The organism is Endozoicomonas sp. ALD068 (genome assembly GCF_049310145.1).
GTDB lineage: Bacteria > Pseudomonadota > Gammaproteobacteria > Pseudomonadales > Endozoicomonadaceae > Endozoicomonas_A.
Map to the genome: position 1 here is coordinate 135,397 of NZ_JBLYNU010000004.1, position 19,518 is coordinate 154,914.

At 49.6% G+C, this 19,518-nt stretch carries 16 protein-coding genes and 1 tRNA gene; 9 read left to right on the forward strand and 8 right to left on the reverse strand.

Annotation, left to right across the window (positions count from 1 at the left end):
• The first annotated feature begins 116 nt into the window (after positions 1-116).
• Positions 117-1,478: an RICIN domain-containing protein gene (locus ACO6V5_RS00610; RefSeq protein WP_422134846.1), complete on the forward strand. Its 1,362-nt coding sequence runs from the start codon at positions 117-119 to the stop codon at positions 1,476-1,478.
• On the opposite strand, the gene rimI is transcribed toward ACO6V5_RS00610, so the two are convergent.
• The 3 genes from rimI to ACO6V5_RS00625 form a co-directional block, all read right to left on the reverse strand.
• On the reverse strand, positions 1,468-1,923 hold the full coding sequence (gene rimI / locus ACO6V5_RS00615) for a ribosomal protein S18-alanine N-acetyltransferase (protein WP_422410763.1): 456 nt from the start codon (positions 1,921-1,923) through the stop codon (positions 1,468-1,470). The two genes, ACO6V5_RS00610 and rimI, sit on opposite strands and share 11 nt — an antisense overlap.
• Positions 1,924-2,016: 93 nt before the next feature.
• Positions 2,017-2,838 carry a hypothetical protein gene (locus tag ACO6V5_RS00620; RefSeq protein ID WP_422134844.1) on the reverse strand — a complete coding sequence of 274 codons (822 nt, stop codon included), beginning with the start codon at positions 2,836-2,838 and terminating at the stop codon, positions 2,017-2,019.
• Between the two features lie 5 nt (positions 2,839-2,843).
• Positions 2,844-4,391 carry a 2-isopropylmalate synthase gene (locus tag ACO6V5_RS00625; RefSeq protein WP_422138685.1) on the reverse strand — a complete coding sequence of 516 codons (1,548 nt, stop codon included), beginning with the start codon at positions 4,389-4,391 and terminating at the stop codon, positions 2,844-2,846.
• Between the two features lie 569 nt (positions 4,392-4,960).
• Here ACO6V5_RS00625 and ACO6V5_RS00630 point away from each other — a divergent pair.
• From ACO6V5_RS00630 to ACO6V5_RS00640, 3 genes are all read left to right on the forward strand, one after another.
• Positions 4,961-5,530 carry a YajG family lipoprotein gene (locus ACO6V5_RS00630; protein ID WP_422134841.1) on the forward strand — a complete coding sequence of 190 codons (570 nt, stop codon included), beginning with the start codon at positions 4,961-4,963 and terminating at the stop codon, positions 5,528-5,530.
• 244 nt (positions 5,531-5,774) lie between these two features.
• A complete protein-coding gene (locus tag ACO6V5_RS00635; protein WP_422410766.1) occupies positions 5,775-6,473 on the forward strand; it encodes a hypothetical protein in 699 nt (232 codons plus the stop codon).
• A gap of 497 nt (positions 6,474-6,970) precedes the next feature.
• Positions 6,971-7,981, forward strand: a complete 1,011-nt coding sequence (locus ACO6V5_RS00640; protein ID WP_422134839.1) for a hypothetical protein — start codon at positions 6,971-6,973, stop codon at positions 7,979-7,981.
• Between the two features lie 40 nt (positions 7,982-8,021).
• Here ACO6V5_RS00640 and hemH read toward each other — a convergent pair whose 3' ends face one another.
• The 4 genes from hemH to hemA form a co-directional block, all read right to left on the reverse strand.
• Positions 8,022-9,044: a ferrochelatase gene (gene hemH / locus ACO6V5_RS00645; RefSeq protein ID WP_422134838.1), complete on the reverse strand. Its 1,023-nt coding sequence runs from the start codon at positions 9,042-9,044 to the stop codon at positions 8,022-8,024.
• Positions 9,045-9,199: 155 nt separating this feature from the next.
• Complete coding sequence (gene prmC / locus ACO6V5_RS00650; RefSeq protein ID WP_422134837.1) at positions 9,200-10,069, reverse strand: peptide chain release factor N(5)-glutamine methyltransferase; 870 nt, start codon at positions 10,067-10,069, stop codon at positions 9,200-9,202.
• The gene (gene prfA, locus ACO6V5_RS00655; RefSeq protein WP_422134836.1) at positions 10,062-11,153 is read right to left on the reverse strand and encodes a peptide chain release factor 1; all 1,092 of its coding nucleotides are present in this window, start codon (positions 11,151-11,153) and stop codon (positions 10,062-10,064) included. The genes prmC and prfA overlap by 8 nt, the downstream gene beginning before the upstream one ends.
• A gap of 98 nt (positions 11,154-11,251) precedes the next feature.
• Entirely contained in the window at positions 11,252-12,538 is a 1,287-nt protein-coding gene (gene hemA / locus ACO6V5_RS00660; RefSeq protein WP_422134835.1) for a glutamyl-tRNA reductase, read from the reverse strand.
• A gap of 749 nt (positions 12,539-13,287) precedes the next feature.
• On the opposite strand from hemA, the gene ACO6V5_RS00665 reads away from it, so the two are divergent.
• The 5 genes from ACO6V5_RS00665 (at position 13,288) to ACO6V5_RS00685 (ending at position 18,018) form a co-directional block, all read left to right on the forward strand.
• Positions 13,288-15,060, forward strand: a complete 1,773-nt coding sequence (locus tag ACO6V5_RS00665) for a tetratricopeptide repeat protein (protein WP_422134834.1) — start codon at positions 13,288-13,290, stop codon at positions 15,058-15,060.
• A 68-nt stretch (positions 15,061-15,128) separates the two neighbouring features.
• Positions 15,129-15,776 (forward strand): lipoprotein insertase outer membrane protein LolB, encoded by a 648-nt coding sequence (gene lolB, locus ACO6V5_RS00670; protein WP_422134833.1) that lies wholly within the window; start codon positions 15,129-15,131, stop codon positions 15,774-15,776.
• An 81-nt stretch (positions 15,777-15,857) separates the two neighbouring features.
• Positions 15,858-16,742 (forward strand): 4-(cytidine 5'-diphospho)-2-C-methyl-D-erythritol kinase, encoded by an 885-nt coding sequence (gene ispE, locus ACO6V5_RS00675; protein WP_422409681.1) that lies wholly within the window; start codon positions 15,858-15,860, stop codon positions 16,740-16,742.
• 40 nt (positions 16,743-16,782) lie between these two features.
• Positions 16,783-16,857, forward strand: a tRNA-Gln gene (locus tag ACO6V5_RS00680).
• 219 nt (positions 16,858-17,076) lie between these two features.
• On the forward strand, positions 17,077-18,018 hold the full coding sequence (locus ACO6V5_RS00685; protein ID WP_317145524.1) for a ribose-phosphate pyrophosphokinase: 942 nt from the start codon (positions 17,077-17,079) through the stop codon (positions 18,016-18,018).
• 75 nt (positions 18,019-18,093) lie between these two features.
• On the opposite strand, the gene ACO6V5_RS00690 is transcribed toward ACO6V5_RS00685, so the two are convergent.
• Positions 18,094-19,518 carry an HlyD family type I secretion periplasmic adaptor subunit gene (locus tag ACO6V5_RS00690; protein WP_422134831.1) on the reverse strand — a complete coding sequence of 475 codons (1,425 nt, stop codon included), beginning with the start codon at positions 19,516-19,518 and terminating at the stop codon, positions 18,094-18,096.

The window sequence follows — 19,518 nt, forward strand, 5'->3', positions numbered from 1 at the left end:
TTTTTTATCGGGCTGCAAAAGCGGCTGTTTTGTGGCTCTGACCGGCAGTTAGCATTTTGACAAAGAAGGGTAATCAGCTAATGTCAAAATAATTAATAAATAGAGTGGCGACAGAGATGGCAGGTAAGTGGAACTACAAAAATGGACTGGTAGTTGTTCCTGTTTCATTATGGGGATTTTTGTTCTTCGGAGCTTTTACTCTTTTATCTGTTTTCTTCGTTTTTTTTCCGCTCCTGTCCGGGGCAGATGTCTCAGACGATCATCGACCGGTTGCACATTTTGCCAATCAATTCTTCCTCCAGAAAGAGGGCGCTTCCTATTGCCTGGGGCTGGATGTTGAAGGGGATGAGTCTACTACCTGTGTGCATCAGAACCCTGAGCAGAAAAGGCTCTGTTATCCCGGAAACCGGGCAGTGATCAAACCCTGCGACGACAATAGCCCATTCCAGAAATGGTATTATGATTTCCAGAGAAAAACGATCCATTATCAGGGCTTTGCTGCCAGTATCTGTCTATCCAGAATGATAGACACTCTGGCAATGTTGCCCTGTATAGAATCGACCAGCGCCCAGATCTGGCTATTTGATGAGCAAGGCAGATTGTCGAACGCAACTGATCGACAACAGGAGAACGGATATATCGCGCTGCTTGATAAGAGTGAGGATCCTGCACCTTTATTATATCGGTATCTTGAGACGGACATGGGAGAGCGGCGCTGCTATCAGAATCTGCATACCGGACAGACCGTCTGTGAGTTTGAGCGGGAACCTCTAAATGACCAGGGGCCCGAATCCGGTGAAGAGAAAGAGGTGTCTGGGCAAGAAACGAAACCTGAAAAGCCCCTTCCACCTGAAGAGATAATGCCGCCGGAAGAAGCGCAACCTGAGGAAGAAAAAGTCCCACCTGTTTTGAGCTGGGAAGAGCGGCCTGAGAGAGCTTTCTGGGTCTCTGAGCGTTTGACAGAAGATATCCTGCTGGTGAATCAGAACCTGAGGCTTTGCCTTGGTGTTAGCGCCGCAGAAAGCTGTTTGTCCGAATCTCCTGACATGAGTAGCTGCTATTCATCGACATCCATTGAACTGGGTACTTGCGATAGCCAGAACAGCCAGGTTTGGCGCCATGACTTGTTAACCAAGCGAATCTTTAATCGTGCTGCAGGTTACCGATATTGCCTGACCTGGCTGCCGGGAAGCTTTTCACTATTACCCTGCTTTCCCGGAGGAAGTCCGTCTCAAAAGTGGTATTTTGCCCGTGGCAAGACTCCTGCATCCCCGGAAAGAGGGCGTCTGAGAACTATGTTGAACGGGGGCCTTGATCCTTATTCATACACTGAGGCATTGACGTTGCCCATCACAGTGAACGAACAGAAGAAAAAGAAACCAAAAGAGCTAAAAGTCTACTTCGAGTGGCTACTTGGCAGATGTGGCAGACATCCTGTCACTGGCGTTTGGCTGGATGACTGTCCGGTCACTCCCTGACGCTGAGATCCAGAGCCATAACAATAGCATCCTCGGCCTTATGGTCTTTGTTTGCCGGGTAGTAGTTTTTACGGCGGCCAATTTCACTGAAACCAGATTTAAGATAGAGGTTGAAGGCTTTTTTGTTGGATTCGCGCACTTCAAGAAACAGGGTTTCTGCCAATTTGGCTGAAGCATCGATGAGTTGATTCAGCATGGCAGTGCCATAGCCTCTGCCCTGCTCACTGCGAGAGACGGTCAGAATCAGCAGGCTGGCTTCTCTTGCAGCCAGCATGACGACTCCCTGGGCAACAATTCTACTCTGGTGTTCGGCTACCATGCAGAGATAACCCGAGTCGATACTGTTCATGTAGTGCTTTTGATTCCATGGATGAGGTCCGGCTTCCTGCTCGATAGCCGCCAGTTCCGGAAGATCCTGGTGAGTCATTGTTCTGAATGACAGCATATAAGTTTTCTTTATCGTGATAACTGAGGAATATCGGGCGTCTGGCATCAGCACAGGCTGCTAAGCGTAATCGATTTTCTGCTCATGAGGCGGTTATGAAGGGGTCAGCTCCCTGATTATCGGTGAAATATCCTGCCAGACTTCTGACTTCAGGGCTGGAAGTTTCATCAACTCATTAAGACCGTGAGTGACAATGAAGTATTGATTGGAGTGAAGGCCCGTCTGCAAACCTCTCAGGTCGTTGAACTGTCGGCTTGGATCTATCACAAAACGGGCTGCTGCCTGACCGAAGAGCAGAACTACTTTTCGTCTGGCCAGGCCAAACTGGTTACTGAGGTAGGCGCAAACTGCGTCGGCAGCAGCGGAGTCGTCCTGGCTCAGGTGCTCCATCAGGCCAGCATTGCCCAGTGGCCAGACGAACTCACTGAAAGGCAGAGTTTCAGACCCTGCAGGCAGTTGAATAGCGCGAAGAATATCGCTGAGTAATCGAAGGTGAAAGCGTGAAAATTGATTCAGTCCGGAGTGAGGCATTTCGGCGACTACCAGACAGTGTTCGTTGGCGGCCAGAGTGACCAGCCTGAACTTGCTGATTTCTATTGGCCGGGGTTCAGAAATAATGTTCTGTTCTACAGAGGTTGCTGGCTCCGGATCCTGTTTCGTTTCAACACGACTGGATATGCCCAGCAAATCTTTTGCTGAAGAAGCACCTGTGGCAACTTCAGAAAGTGGAGCTGAAGATGGGTGGGAAGAAACAGTTAATTGTCCGGGCTTATACGCTTCTACCGGCTCTTCCTCTGGAAAGTCAAACGCCCTGGGGGGCAATGCATTAGGCAGGATTTGGCTGGGAAACCAGGTCTGGATACCCATGGCATCGAGGTAGTGCTGCCGAGTTTGCTCGCTGATCCTGCCTTGCATGACTGTTAGAGGTTCCCTGTCTGTGGGTTGGTTTTTGGATGGTCAGCATTCAGCAGGTTCAAAGCATTGATGTAGGCTTTGGCAGAAGCGACCACAATATCGGTGTCTGCTCCGGAGCCATTGACAATGCGACCCTGCTTCTCCAGACGTACGCTGACGTCGCCCTGTGAATCAGTACCGCTGGTAATCGCGCTAACATTATACAATGCCAGACGGGCACCGGAATTAGCAATACTTTCTATGGCCTTGAAGACCGCATCAACAGGACCGTCTCCTGCACTGCGTACTTCAATCTCATCAGAGTCTACTGCAATAACCAGACGTGCTTCTGGTGTTTTACCGGTACTGGAGCCCGCTTCCAGCTCAAGCAGACGGTATTTCTCTTCTTCATTAGCGGAGCGAACATCACTGACCAGTGCCTGCAAGTCGTCATCGAAAATTTCAGATTTCTTGTCAGCCAGCACCTTGAAGCGGTTAAAGGCTTCGGTCAGTTCGTTACGATCAGCAAAAGTAATACCCAGCTCTTCCATCCGGGACTGAAAGGCGCTGCGGCCGGATAATTTACCGAGGGTCAGACGGTTAGTGTTCCAGCCAACGTCTTCAGCCTTCATGATTTCGTAGGTTTCGCGGTTTTTCAGAATGCCATCCTGGTGAATACCGGATTCGTGAGCAAAAGCATTAGCACCGACAATGGCCTTGTTGGGCTGAACCGGGAAGCCGGTGATACCGGAGACCAGACGGGACGTAGGAACGATATGCTGAGTGTTGATGCCCGTTTCGACCTTGAGTTCGTCCTGGCGGGTACGTATAGCCATAACGATTTCTTCAAGAGAGGCATTACCCGCCCTCTCTCCAAGGCCGTTGATGGTGCATTCAATCTGACGAGCACCGTTAACCACGGCTGACAGGGAGTTGGCTACTGCGAGCCCAAGGTCGTTGTGGCAATGAACCGAGAAGATGGCTTTGTCTGAATTGGGAACACGCTCAATCAGCTGGGCAATCACGTTGCCGAATTGGTGAGGCAGGGCGTAGCCAACCGTGTCCGGAATGTTAATGGTGCGGGCACCGGCATCGATAACGGCTTCAATGATACGGCACATAAAGTCGATGTCAGATCGTCCAGCGTCTTCCAGAGAGAACTCAACATCGTCAATGAGGTTGCGGGCCAGCTTAACCGAAGCCACTGCCTGTTCCAGCACCTGCTCAGGCGTCATACAAAGTTTGTGTTTCATGTGCAGCGCAGAGGTTGCAATAAAGGTATGAATACGACCTTGAGCAGCTGGTTGCACAGCTTGTGCTGCTGCTTCAATATCTTTGGGCAATGCCCTGGAAAGACTGCAGACAGTGCTGTCTTTAATGGTTTCAGCGATGCTTTTGACCGCTTCAAAATCGCCTGGGCTGGCAATGGCGAAGCCTGCCTCAATGACGTCCACCTTGAGTATTTCCAGAGATTTGGCAATCCGGACCTTCTCATCCCCGGTCATAGCAGCGCCGGGACTCTGTTCACCGTCTCTCAGGGTGGTGTCGAAAATAATAACCTGATCGTTGCTCATGGTTGCTGCTCCCGCTGTTCTTTTATCAGTTCAATGTTTTTTGACGCGCTTTTTGTGCAAAAGGTTCTATTTGTGCAAAAGGATTTTTGAAAGTGCCGACATAGAAGATGCTGCTTGCAACAGGCGGCATTTTCTGCACTTGTCAGTCGGAATTCGTACAAATGTAATCATTTTTCTGACTTTGGGGTCAGAGGGCCAGACGGCCGGGGTCGAAGGTGAAATTAAATAGTCTGCTCAAGGCAGTAGGAGTAGCAGGCGGGAAGGACGAAAGATGGACTTGGGAGTGAACACCACAGGCTCACGGGCAGCTGTTACCTGCGCATTGGTGTCGTTATCAGAGTCCCGGAAGATTTCGGGCTGTTGCTTATCGTTCGCTATAGGCATTGTAATCACGCTCAGCGTTCTGAAATCAGCGTAAGATTGTTTAATGGATTATGTGGAATGCACTATATCCTCTATAAGTCGCTTTGCCAAGCCGGTTGATCCGGTTTTCGAGACTGGATAGGATTTGTGTCGACCCTATTTTCTTTCGCCAAGGGCGCCCCGCCCATCACAGGATAGCCGGACTCATGAAAAAAATGTCACTTATTTTATTGGCCGCTCTCGCCCTGGCCGGCTGTGCCCTGAGCCCTCAGGAAGTGGATGTAACCCCCAGAATTGCTGTGGAAAAGCCAATTAAACCATTGCAGGGAACGGTCAGTGTGACCGTCTATGATGAGCGCTTGTCCCGCTCTCTTGGTCATCGTGGAGGGGTTTATTCAAATACCAACGCCATTACGACCAATGACCGCCTGACTCTGGCTATTCGCTCGGCAGTGGAGCTGGGTCTGAGAGAGATGGGGCTGACAGTTACTGAATCTGAAGATGTATCCCAGTTCCAGGTTTATCTTGATGATCTGGAGTACAAGGTACCAGAGGGCAGTTACATCACCCAGGTGGACCTGAAGGCAAAAGTCCGGGTCAGGGTTGTAAAAGGCGATCAGCGTTTCGAGGGGGTCTACTCCAGCGAAATCAGTGAGCGTGTACCCAAGGCACCCTCTGATGAAAAGAACGAAGAGCTGATCGATAAAGTGCTCAGTGATGTGCTGAGCAGAGCCTTGGCAGACCCAAGGTTGAGAGGTTTTCTGAAACAGGCCTGAGTCTTTATCATTTAATCCTGTCGATCGAACACCAGGTAGCCTGAAATCTGATGTTCTCACAGGCAGAAAAAACGCCTTGAGGAGCAGTCCCTTAGGGAATTTTTCCCTGTAATCATTGTCCAAGCATGAAGAGGTTTTTCAATCGGGCGCTATTGCAGCCTGAATGGCAACATTTTTGCGAATAACAATGATCTTCGTAGAGTCCATGGGCTTTACGATAATCTGTTTAAATGGAGAACAGATTATGTATACATTTGGTTCTGATAACGGCGCTGGCCAAACAGCGCCCCCGCTCCGTCAAGAAACTGCTGCCACTGACCAGCCGCCCAGCTATGAGAGCACGGTGCAAGCCATTAATGCAGAACAGGCACAGTTTCATTCTCGCATGGTAGCCCTTCAAGAGCAGACTGTCAGGCTGATCACAACTCAGTCGGAGGAGCACCAGTGTCGGCCAGAGCTATTTGCCAGACAACTGGCTAACTTTTTGATAGAGCGTTTTGGTTTGACAGATACGCGACTTTCACCAGCTGCCAGTGTTACCAGTAGCGCTGATAGCACCCTTCAAAACCCTACCGATCCGGATCTATGGGACTGGGATGCCTGGCAAGCAGAGCTGTATAGCCTCCCTTACTACAATCGCAATGACGAGGAAATATATTTAGTTGAAAAGGAAGAAATTCTGGGGGATGTTGAAATCAAACTCGATGTTTATTTACGTAAACCGGAGCTGTTAAATCACTTTAAACTTCTACCTTCAGTCAAAAAGAGTGTTGGCGCCTGGAATCTTTCAGTTATGAATAGTTTTTTGCAAATGAAAAATGTGATCCGTGATAAATGCTTACCACTGACACCCATCATTAAGGACTGCATCAGTAGTGGCCTGTTTCCGAGAGCATTCATTGATAAATTGCACAAAATGGCAATCCCGGGCAGCGCCAGTTAGCAAAATCGTCGTAAACCCTCGCCCAATCGAGGGTGTCGCAAAAGGTCAATTAAAACGCTTCAAGCTTCAAACCGTCATCTCCGCGAAGGCGGAGATCCACTGTTCGTGGTGGGTTCCCGCCTGCGCGGGAACGACGATCTTGATATATCCTGCTGACCATACCCTTTTGCGACACTCTCAATCGGGCGGGGATATAAGACGGGAACGCAGAGCGTTCCGCTTGCGTGTTTGTACGTAGCTGGCTTTCTCTATCGGTCTGTCCCTATGCAGGGACTCACGGTGACGAAAACCAAGCACTGTTAAAAAAAAATCCATAGCAGAGTTAACTGCTTGTTGGGCTAGAAGACTTTCGAAAGTCGTTATTGCAACGCATCGACTGGAACCGTATAGATACTCAACAAATCAAACAAAAGACCAACAAAATAACCGAGGGGCACCCGGTTACTGCTGATGGAGGCTTCTGTGTAAGTCCAGTCGCTATAGGCTGGCTGTAGCCCGTGAAGTCAGAAGCCTCGCCTGACAAGGCGGGGAGTGTCACCAAAGCAGAAAAACTCTCATGCATCTGTCGGCAAACGCCAAAGTCATTGGCTACCCAAGGCTGTTTTCTGGATTTTTTGGGTACACAGGCTACTCTGATCAGTCCAAATGAAATGATCACTTGTTGTGGGGCTGACTTAGTGCACAATTTATTTTTTGTCATAGCGATGTTTTTTTTATCAACTGAAGTAAAAACGAAAGAAATAAACAAAGCAGAGGGTTGCTACAGTGTTTTTGCTGTTCAATTGATAAGTGCATTGGCTGAAGCTCCACTGTCTTTAGCTTTTTATACCAGTCCGTCAGAATACGTGCACAAAATAAAGCTTACCGCATCTAAGGGTGTTGTTTATGAACAAGATATTGGAATTAATGATTTAGAATCCATCAGGAGATATATTACCCGAGATAGACATGGTGCGATTGTATATGCGGCCAATGCACCTGAAAAATTTATGGGTTGTTTACGGCCAGAGCCTGTTGAATTAAAGAGCATAATTGACGAATTCGATATGAGTGAAGGCCTTTATCTTTTTCGAGGTGGTCTCCTTAGTTGTATTTCGCTGGCTGCATCATTAAGTGAACGTGTGTCGGTCTATAACGAGTTTGGAGCTGATCATCTAAAATCAAATGAAAATGAGTTTATTATCATCTCTCTGGCTGCAATGTTACTTTATCAGGGAACAAAAAACAGACTGTTTTATATTTTTTCAGACAGTAATGCTCTGGCATCTTTCCTATCCGTTACTGTTAGATATTATGGGAATCAGAGTAAACAATTAGACATAAGCGATATCTCAAAAATGGTGATATTAGCTATGCCTGTTATTGTTGGAAGCTCATATGCAGGAATCAAGCATAATAACTATGTTCTAAAAACAATAATTCTTCTAACGCCGGTAATCATTGATCGCATTCTCAGTTGGCCAGTTCTATTGTATAACATATGGCAAAAACCAGATGCCGCGCAGTAGGCGCAGGCACCTGAGAAAGCGTGTCGGGCTCATCCCGTGATCAATTATGGAGCGGTTTCTCTAGCCATTGACTGACCAGCTTCGTCCAGGCAGGGTGGCTGTTCAGGCAGGGAATGAGTTCCAGGGATACACCGCCAGCTGCAATAAAGTCCTCTTTCGCTTCCATGCCAATCTCTTCAAGGGTTTCCAGACAGTCAGCCACGAATGCCGGGCAGATGACCAGAACCTTTTTGATGCCCTGTTCTGCCAGTGATTTAATGGTACTGCTGGTGGCCGGTTCCAACCATTTGTCCCGCCCCAGTTTTGATTGGAAGGCGACGGAGTATTTGTCCACCGGGATGTCGGCTTTCTCGACAAAGCAGGCGGTGGTTCTGTAAACCTGATGTCGATAGCAGGTAAGGTGAGCAGGTGATGCTTTCTGACAACAGTCCTCGGATTTCAGGCAGTGGGAACCTGTGCAGTCATCCTTACGGATGTGTCTTTCCGGAACACCGTGATAACTGAACACAATGTGATCATAATCTTTTTCCAGATACTCTTTTGCACTTTCTACCAGTGCCTCAATGTAGGCATCGTGATTATAAAACACGGGGTGAACTTTCAATGTCACCGGCAGTTTGTAGTCTTTGATGATTTCTTCCGCTTTCTCTACCACTGTCTTGACGGTTGACATGGCGTAGTGAGGGTAGAGAGGGAACAGCAGAACTTCCTTGATCTCCGGCTTGCTGGCCAGTCTGACCAGAGCGCTCTCCATGTCTGGCCTGCCATAACGCATGGCTAACTCTACTGGCATGGAAGTGAGCTTCTGGACTTCTTCATGAAGGTCTTTACTGTTGCTGATTAGAGGTGAGCCCTTCTCAGTCCAGACAGAGGCGTAGGCTCTGGCGGATTGAGCCGGTCTTTTGGGCAGGACAAACAGACTGACAATCATGCGTCTTACGAGCCAGGGCATATCGATGACATTAGCATCCATCAGAAATTCATTCAGATAGTGTCGTACATCTTGTTCATGCGGACTATCGGGCGAACCCAGATTAACCAGCAATGCTCCGGTATTTTCCATCCCTACTTCCTGCCTACCTTGTGAAATCTTTGATTGTCAGATGCGAAAAATATCCTCTATCGCACACGACTGTTTAAGGGTTTACTGCTTCAGCTAAGAGCAGAGGAGTATAACCAAACGTAAGCATAGGGGAAATGCAGCTATCAGGCTCCGGTTCAGGCGGTTTTTTGCGCCAGGGTGACACGGTCCTGACCAGACAGGTCTTGTTGTGTGCTAATGGCGGTAAAGCCATTGGACTCCAGAATGATCCGGATATCACTGCCCTGATCATAGCCGTGCTCAAACAACAACCAGCCACCCGGTTTCAGCTTCCCGAAGGCTTGTCGGCTGATGGTGCGTATATCATCAAGACCGTCTTTGCCTGCAGTCAATGCTGATCGGGGTTCAAACTGTACATCCCCCTGAGCAAGGTGCTCATCGTCTTCACGAATGTACGGCGGGTTGCTGACAATCATGTCCAATGGGTCGGATAAGGGTGAGCACCAGTCACCTTCTACAAAGGTTACATTGCCTATCTGGTTCAGGGCGGCATTTTCTTTAGCGATGGCGACTGGCCCGGACAGTCTGTCAACGCCAATCACTTGCCAGTGTGGCCTCTCGATAGCCATTGCCAGAGCAATGGCACCGCTGCCTGTGCCAAGGTCGGCAACGGTTGCCTGGTCCGAAACGGGCATAGACAAGGCGAGCTCAACCAGCCTTTCAGTGTCGGGTCTGGGAATCAGTACGGAGGGTGAAACGTTAAGCTTCAGACTCCAGAACTCTTTCTCACCCGTTATATAAGCGACAGGGGTTCCTAGTATCCGTTGTGCCAGCATGGACTCAAACTGTTCAGCCTGTTCGGGCGTCAGCTCTCTTTCGGGCCAGGTGAAAAGGTAGCTGTATGGTTTGCCCAATACATGGCAGAGCAGAACTTCGGCATCAAGACGGGCCGTGTCGCTTTGTTCTTTTCTGGCTGTATGACTATCAGTGAGGCGTTGAGTGGCCTCACTGAGGGTCTGATCAATCCTGCTCATTAGTCTACTCATCGGACAATCCTGTCAACAGGTCCGCCTGATGTTGCTGAAGGAGGGGGTTAATCACAGGGTCGAGGTCGCCCTCGATAATTTCTGGCAATTTATAAAGCGTCAGGTTGATGCGATGATCAGTGACCCGCCCCTGAGGGTAGTTATAGGTTCTGATACGCTCGGAGCGATCGCCACTGCCCACCAGACTTTTACGGGTTTCGCTGATCTCTTTGGCGGCAGCCATCTCTTGAGCATCCTGCAGTTTTGCAGAAAGCAGAGCCATGGCCTTGGCCCGGTTCTTGTGTTGTGAACGTTCGTCCTGACATTCAACCACAATACCGGTAGGCAGGTGGGTCAGTCGAATGGCCGAGTCGGTGGTGTTTACATGCTGACCACCGGCACCCGATGAACGGTAGGTGTCGACTCTAAGATCTTCCTTTTTGATCTCGATGGCTTCCTGCTCATCAGGTTCTGCCATGATGGCGACAGTACAGGCTGATGTGTGTATACGCCCCTGGGATTCTGTTTCAGGCACACGCTGGACCCGATGGGCACCGGATTCAAACTTCAGATGACCAAAAACATTATTGCCGACCACGCGGGAAATAATCTCCTTATAGCCACCGTGTTCACCGTCATTGGCACTGATGACTTCGATTTTCCAGCCACGTTTTTCAGCGAAGCGGGAATACATCCGGAACAGGTCTCCCGCGAAAATAGCAGCCTCGTCACCACCAGTACCGGCACGAATTTCCAGGAAAGTATTGTTGTTGTCCCTGGGGTCTTTGGGTAAGAGCAGTAGTTGCAGCTCCTGAGCCAGGGCTGGCAGCTTTTCTTCGCAGCTCTGAATCTCTTCCTCAGCCAGATCAGCCATTTCCGGGTCGTCTTTCATGGCCCGGGCGTCTTCCAGATCTCTCTGAATCTGGTCGTAATCCCGGTAGGCATTGACGACGGGTTCAAGTTCAGCGTATTCCTTGGAGAGTCTGCGGAACTGGTCCTGGTTACCGATGACTTGTGGGTCACTCAGTAAAGCACCGAGTTCCTCAAAGCGTTCCAGCAGGTTTTCAAGCTTGGCGCTCAGACTGTCCAGATTGGGATCTTTCATTTGGATTTAATCAATGCTTGTTTCAGGTGTGAACCTGATGGGTTATACAGGTATCCGGTGGCTTCTGGCTGAATTTCAGCCGGTAATGGCTGGCACAGCTAGGAGTGGCTCGGCTCTTTAGCGCGGTCTTCATAACGGCGATGAATGCCCAGCAGTTCTTCAGCCCATTCCAGTCGGTTGTTCTGACCTTCTGCAGCGGCTTTTTTCAATTGCACGCTGGGGGTATGCATGAGCTTGTTGGTCAGTGAACGTGCAAATTGAGTCAGAACCTGTTCCGCCGGAACACCATTGGCCAGAGAAAGCATGGCTTTTTCAAGCTCAAAATCTCTGAGTTCCTCGGTATTTTTTCGATAGCTCCTCAGCACATTCACTGCATCCAGTGAGCGCAGTTGGCTCATGAACTCAAAAGCACCGGTTTCGATCAGCAGCTCAGCTTCTTTTGCAGCATCCTGTCGCTGTTGCATATTGTCCTGAATAACGTCATGCAGGTCGTCGACGGTATACAGGAAGATGTCTGGTAGCTCAGTGACCTCGGGTTCGATATCCCGGGGAACAGCGATATCCACCATAAATATGGGGCGGTGTTTGCGTTTTTTAATCGCTCTTTCAACACTGCCTTTACCCAGAACGGGAACCGGGCTGGCCGTTGAGGAGACGACAATATCAGCGGCTGGCAACAAGTGAGGAATATCTGAAAGCAGGGCCGGCTTGCCGTCAAATTTGTCGGCCAGCAGTTTCGCCCGGCTCATGGTCCGGTTAGCGACAAAGATGTCTTTGAGGCCTTGTTGATGAAGGTGTCTGGCCACCAGTTCAATGGTTTCACCGGCACCAATCAGTAAAGCGGTGTTTTCAGAAAGGTCGGCAAAGATCTGCCTGGCCAGTGTCGTGGCTGCATAAGCGATGGAAACAGGCTGTCTACCAATAGCGGTATTGGTTCGAACTTGTTTGGCGGTAGTAAAGCAGTACTGGAACAGTCTGGAAAGCAGCGAGCCAATAGTACCGGCTTCCTGGGCCTGGGCGTAGGCTGACTTCAGCTGACCGAGAATCTGGGGTTCACCGAGAACCATGGAGTCAAGGCCGCATGCCACTCTCATTATATGGCGAACAGCGGCTTTATCGTGATGAATATAACTGTGCTCGCTAAGCAGCTTCTGATCCAGGTTGTGATACCCTGTCAACCATTCAAGCGCTCTGTGATAATCGGCGTTGCTGGCACAGTAAAGTTCTGTCCGGTTACAGGTGGACAGAATGGCCACTTCATTGGTGTGCATGAAATGACGGGCATCCTGTAGCGCCTCGGGCAGTTGCTCAGGTGAAAAAGCAACCTGCTCCCTGAGTGCGATGGGTGCAGTTCTGTGATTGATACCGGCGGTAAGATACCCCATAAAGTCCTGTTGCCTTTTCTTACGCTCTAGCCAGCCACAAGTAACCCACTGGCGAGGTACTCAGGGCTGTCTTTTTACTCTGGAGGTTCATTTATCTAATCCAGTCTCCGTGCCTTTTGACGAAAGATTGGGCTGTCTATTTGAGAGCCACTGCTATTATTGACCGTACAGTATTCTACAACACTGGACAGCAGACTGATGCCTGTGCCCTTAATTATGTTGCCCGAAGCAGATCGAAACTTCTGTTCCAGACATTCGGGTAACTGGTTTGACTTTTTGTCTGTCCATGGTTGTCTCAATACAAGTTGTTTCAATGGAAGCTGAGGGAATCCCTGTCATGCCAGGCAGATTTTTAACACCTGATAATTCGCAGTTTGTTGTCAGATCTTCGTTCAGTGCGAGGCCCCGGTGCTGTTTAAGTACTACAGTCAGCAAACAGTGATACGCTCAGGTCAGCGAAGAATCTTGATCTTCACTCTGTTTTAACAGCACCTTCTTTCGTTATGGACATTCTGGCCGATCAATTCTCCTATGGAACGGCAACAACTGCAAACCCGGATGTATCCAGTCATACCCATAGAAAAAGAGAAATATTTTGTCCGGCCTTTCTTTGCAGGCTCTGTAGTAAAATGTTTTTCACAATAATTTGCGTATGTCATGATAAAGAAGGCCACAGTTCAAAGCTGATCCATCCGGGACTGCAGAGTTCAGTGCAGAAATTATTTCCAACGGGTAAAGGCATACCATTCATGAAGAAACTTAATAGTTTCTCTATAGTGCTGACAGCCATGCTGGTATCAGGTTGTTCTTCAGTTCAATATTCATGGCAGCCCGGGGCGGCTGAATCGGTTCCTGCCCAGGTCAGTCACGAGCCGCAAGAGCCGGTAGCTTCTTTTGAACCTGATACCCTTTACGATCTGCTCGTGGCCGAATTGGGCGGGCAGCGTAAGCGTTATGATCTGGCGCTGGGATATTATCTCAAACAGGCTCATAAGACGCAGGACAAGGGGGTTGCCAAACGGGCCTATCAAATCAGTCAGGTGGTTGGGGCTCGCCAGGCATCTCTGGATGCGGCGTTACTCTGGGCCAAGCTGGATGATAAAAATGCTGCCGCATTGCAAGCTGGTGCTATTGAACTGATCAGGGCGGGTCAACTGGATCGAGCCGTTGAGCAGATGAGAGACGTTCTGGCTTTGGAAGGTGAGGCTAATTTTGATTTCCTCGCAGCCAGTGCCCTGGAGCTTCCTGAAGATGAAAGGGTGCAATTGCTGAGCACCTTTGACAGCATTCTTAAGGATTATCCCGGTCATCGGTCGCTGAAGCTGGGTAAGGCCATTTTGTTGCTTCAGGATAATCAGTTGCAAGCAGCGATCAAGATCTGTGATCAGCTTCTTGCTAAGGAGCCGGACTACGTCAAGGCTATCATACTCAAGGGTCGCATCCTCAATAAGATGGACAAAGGTGATGAGGCTGAGAAAATGCTGGCTGATGCCGTCAAAAAGTATCCGGATATTCCTCGTCTGCGTCTGATTTATGCCAGTGTACTGGTGCATCTGGATAAGCTTGGCGAGGCTCGCGAACAGTTTCAGGTGCTCCTGAATCAGTCACCCTTCGATGTTGAGATGTTGTTGTCTCTGGCTCTGATTTCACTTGAGAGCGGGATGGTGGCAGAGTCTGAAAGCTATTTTAAACAGCTATTGGCTCTGGGACAGAGAAAAAGTACCGCTCATTATTATCTGGGATGGATATCAGAACAGAAAGGGCATTATGAACAGGCCCGGAAGTCTTTTCTGAACGTGATGCCAGGTAAGGAGTTCATGATGTCACGGGTCGCGCTTATCCAGATGCTGCTCAAGCAGGGTAAAATGGCAGAGGCCCGACAGCAATTGGAAGAAGACCGCAACCGATTCCCGGTACATGCTGTTCAGCTTTATTTGCTCGAGACAGAAATTCTGGTGAATGCCGGAGAACTTGACGATGCTCTGAAGCTGTTTTCAGGCGCCGTATTGCGCTACCCCGAGAATGTTAACCTGCTCTATGGTCGGGCCATGGTGTTTGAGAAAATGGGAAGAATCAAGGATCTTGAGTCAGATCTGCGTGCCATTATCAAGTTTCAGCCCGAAAATGCGGCCGCTCTGAATGCGCTTGGCTACACCCTGGCGGATCGTACTGATCGCTTTGAAGAGGCAAGAGAGTTGATCGAGAAGGCTTATGTCCTGGATGAAGATGATCCTGCCATTATGGACAGCATGGGTTGGGTACAATATCGTCTGGGTAACTATCAGGCTGCTCTTGTTTATCTCAAAAACGCCTATGATAAGTATCCCGATCATGAGGTAGCGGCTCATCTGGGCGAGGTGCTTTGGGCCCTTGGGCGGAAAGAAGATGCACGAGCTTTGTGGGACGAGGCTTTGCAGATGACTCCGGACAGTGACGTTCTGAAAGAGACCCGAGAGCGATTGGAAAAGCAGCATAAAGAGGCCGATGCTTTAGCGGACCCCAAGGTTTCCATCGTCAAGTAAGCCTGCTGGATTATCTATCATAACGGGCCTGGCGGCCCGTTCACTCAACGCAAAAACTGGCAAGTTGTATGCAGATACCGTTTTCAACTTCATACCTGACTGACTCTTCATTAACAACAAAACTGTCTATTCTTGTGATTTTTGCCCTGCTTCTCTCTGGTTGCGCCACGGCTCCCAAACCGGAAAAAGGGCTTTCAGAAGCTCAGCGTCAGTCATTGTGGAAAGCTCATCAACAGCAGCTCTCAGAACTGGATTATTGGCACTTGACAGGGCGACTGGGGTTGAGAGTCCCTGGAGACTCCGGAACCTTATCTCTGGAATGGCAACAGAGTAAAGAGAACTATCTTATCTATCTGGATGGTCCCCTGGGACAGACAGTGGCAAAAATTAATGGTCAACCGGGCTCAGTAGAACTGGAAGCCTCAGGTAAGCGTTATCCAGGCCAGAGTCCTGAGAAATTGCTGTTTGAGCTGACCGGTTGGGATTTACCTGTCAGTCTGCTGCGATATTGGGTCATGGGGCTGCCCAGTCCTGATACCAGAGCCACTATCCGGTTAAATAATCAGGGTTATCCTGTGCTGATTACACAGCAGGGGTGGCAGGTTGAATATTTGCAGTACGAGGACTTCTCCGGAATAACCTTGCCTGTCAGGATAAAAGTCCGACAGGGTGAGGTGCAGGCAACTCTGTTTGCCAGAAGATGGCAGCTAAAATAGGCTTTCATCTTTAATTTCTCTTCTGCTATCGGGCAGAAGTTGCTTGATAGTTCATGATCGCAATTTCAGGATGGTTCGTTGATGTCGTCTTCAACTCTGGTTTTGCCTGCTCCGGCCAAGCTAAATCTTTTCTTGCACATAATCGGACGTCGAGAAGATGGTTATCATCAGCTCCAGACCGTTTTCCAGTTTTTGGATTTTGCCGATGAGCTGACCTTCGAAAATCATGACGAGTTATTACTGGATTGTAACCTTCCAGAGCTGGTCGCTGATGACAATCTCGTTCTCAAGGCTGCCCGTCTTTTACAAACTCATACAGGCTGTGAAAAAGGCGTCAGAATTACGCTCCTTAAACGTCTGCCCATGGGCGGTGGAATTGGGGGCGGCAGCTCCGATGCGGCTACAACACTCCATGGTCTGAATCTATTGTGGGGGTTGGGACTGGACGAAGACACACTGGCAGAGCTGGGACTGAAATTGGGAGCTGATGTTCCGGTATTTGTTCGGGGTCATGCTGCTTTTGCTGAGGGGGTTGGCGAGAAGCTTACTCCTGTCAGTCCTGAGGAGAATTGGTACCTGGTTCTCAAACCTGACTGCCATGTCAACACTACCGAAATGTTCCGTCATCAGGAATTGACAAGAGATACTCGTCCCATTAAAGTTTCCGCCGCATTGAACCGGCTGCATGGAAATGAGCTGACCAATGACTTTCAGCCATTGGTTCGAAGGCTTTATCCGGAAGTTGATAAATGTTTAGTGCTGTTGGATAATTCCGGAAATTCGAGCGTGGGGCAGGCCATGATGAGCGGTTCGGGTGCCTGTGTGTTTATGCCGTTTGCCAGTCGTAAAGAGGCGGAAGCGACTCTGGCAGGAATCGACTCTGACGTTGATGGTTTCGTTGCCAGTGGTGTCAATACATCTCCGCTTCACAACTCGATCAGTCAACTGCGATCATGTGTGAATTAAACTCCATTATCCCGCTTACAGTGACTGTAAATTATGTTACTGGGGTGTCGCCAAGCGGTAAGGCAGCAGGTTTTGATCCTGCCATGCGGGGGTTCGAATCCCTCCACCCCAGCCACTGTTTAGAATCCTATCTTACAGATAGCTCTCTCCACTGTTTTATGAGACGTAACGCTCAGGACAAAACATTCACCTTCGAAACATTCGATGGTAATGGTTCCAATCCAGGCAGACAAAAACAGGATGTGACGCTCATTGCTGTCGGCGATGGGCGGTCAGCTCCTTTGGTGAAGAGCTACATCCACCCACGACTACGACCAGAGCAAGGTATTTATCCGTGTCCAAAATGATGGTGTTTGCCGGCAACTCAAATCCGGAGCTGGTGCACAAGGTTGTCAATCACCTGCATATTCCCCTGGGCAAGGCCTATGTTGGCCGTTTCAGTGACGGCGAAATTGCAGTAGAAATTCAGGAAAACGTCCGTGGTCGTGATGTTTTTATCATCCAGTCCACCTGCGCCCCTACCAACGACAACCTGATGGAGTTGTTGGTTATGGCAGACGCCATGCGTCGCTCCTCTGCGGTTCGCATCACAGCGGTGCTGCCTTACTTTGGTTACGCTCGTCAGGATCGTCGTCCGCGCTCTTCCCGTGTACCAATCAGTGCCAAAGTCGTCGCTGACATGATTGCCGGAGTGGGTGTGGATCGTGTCCTGACAGTCGACCTGCACGCTGACCAGATTCAGGGCTTCTTCGACATTCCTGTGGACAACGTTTACGGTTCTCCTATTCTGCTGGATGATATGGAGCGTCAGGGTTACGAGAACCTGATGGTGGTATCACCCGATCACGGTGGTGTAGTTCGTGCCCGTGCTGTGGCCAAGCGCCTGAATACCGATCTGGCGATCATCGACAAGCGTCGCCCTGAAGCCAATAAATCTGAAGTAATGAACATTATCGGTGATGTTAGCGGCCGTACCTCTGTGCTGGTCGATGATATGGTCGACACGGCCGGTACCCTGTGCGCTGCTGCAGCTGCGCTGAAGTCCAAAGGCGCTACCAAGGTGATTGCCTACTGTACTCATCCTGTTCTGTCTGGCCGTGCTCTGGAAAATGTGGCTAACTCCGAGCTGGACGAACTGGTAGTGACCAACACGATTCCTCTGAGCCCCGCTGCCCAGGCTTTGGGTCGGATTCGCCAGCTGGATATGTCGCCTCTGCTGGCTGAGTCTGTTCGCAGAATCAGTAACGCTGAATCCATCAGTGCGATGTTCCAGTAATTTCAGGGAATTGGCAAAAGCGCTTAAGCCCTCGCCCAGGCGAGGGTGTCGCAAGGCTCCGGCGTAGGAACCCGTTCAACGGACATTCAGTGCTTCATCACGGTAGCGCAAGAATGGTTCCAGAAAAAATGCCAGCAGTCGGCGTCTACCGGTTTTCACCTCGGCAGAGACCATCATATCTACATGCAAAGGTTCATTCTGACCGTTAACATTGACAAATTGCTGGTTCAATCGGATGTATACCGGATACATCAATCCCTGCTCGCCCTGGTTCCGGGCATCTTTGGAAACCAGCTCAACTACGCCGTGTAAATAGCCAAAAAATGTATAGGGAAACGTTTCTATTTTGATATCGGCCGCCATCTGCGCCTTCACAAAACCGATGTCCTTGTTTTCCACCATAACTTCGGCCTGCAGCTCCGCTTTGTCCGGAACCAACGACATCAAAGTCACAGCCGGCTGGATCACCGAGCCGTGACCCAGCGCCGAAAACTGTTGTATCGTACCGTCTTCCGGTGCCCGGATATAACAATTCTGGTTGTGTTCCCTGGCTTTGATAATGCTGTTTTGTAGTTCAGTGATCTTATCACTGAACTCATTAAGTTTTTCCATGCGTTCATGACGAAATGCTTTTTGTCTACTTTCTTTTTCACTGACAAGCGCTGCCAGCTCTGCCTTTGCTTCATTCTGGCGACTCTGTTGGACCTGCAGCTGCTGGCTGGTATCCAGCTGTTTTTCCCTGGTGGCCAGCCACTCCAGTCGTGACGCAAGACCTTTGTCTAATAATTGCCGGGTCGCTTTTTCATTTTCCAGATGCAGGGGGTTAAGTATCTGCAGTCGGTCAATTTCGGCCTGAATCGCCATAACCTTTGCCCGACGCTGATCGATTTGCTGCACTACGGATTGATTGCTGCTCTGATAATGCTGGTAGTCATAATCCAGTAACTGTTGCTGGCGAAACCACTGGTCAGGGCTTGGCTTTCCCGAGAGCGGCAGCTTAGCCTGGCTAATCCATTGCTGCAGGTTGGGAGGTGGCGCCAGAGGCGTTTCCGTTGCCGATTCAAGCAACAATTGCAATCGCCTGACATTGAGTTGGTTTTGCAGCAACATGGCTTCAATCTGGCGAATATCAGCTTCTGGCTCGGTGGGGTTCAGCTTGATCAGTAATTGGTTTTTATAAACATGCTCACCTTCTGTGACATAGATGGTATCCACTCGGCCAGCAATCAGTGATTGTACTTCCTTGACCTTGCCCACTGGTATTATTCTGCCGTTGGCGGTAACTTCGGTGTCAATAAAGCTGAACCAGCTCCAGAGCAAAACAAAGGTCAGCAGGGCACAAATCAGCAACATCAGGACATGAGCGAACGGTGACGGTGGTGATTCGAGAATTTCAACAGCGGCCGGCAGAAACTCCAGCTCATCTTTTTTGCGCCTGACCCGAGGATGTTTTTTCTCATGGTGCAGGCTGTCTCTGATCAGCGTGAGAATGCGTCCCAA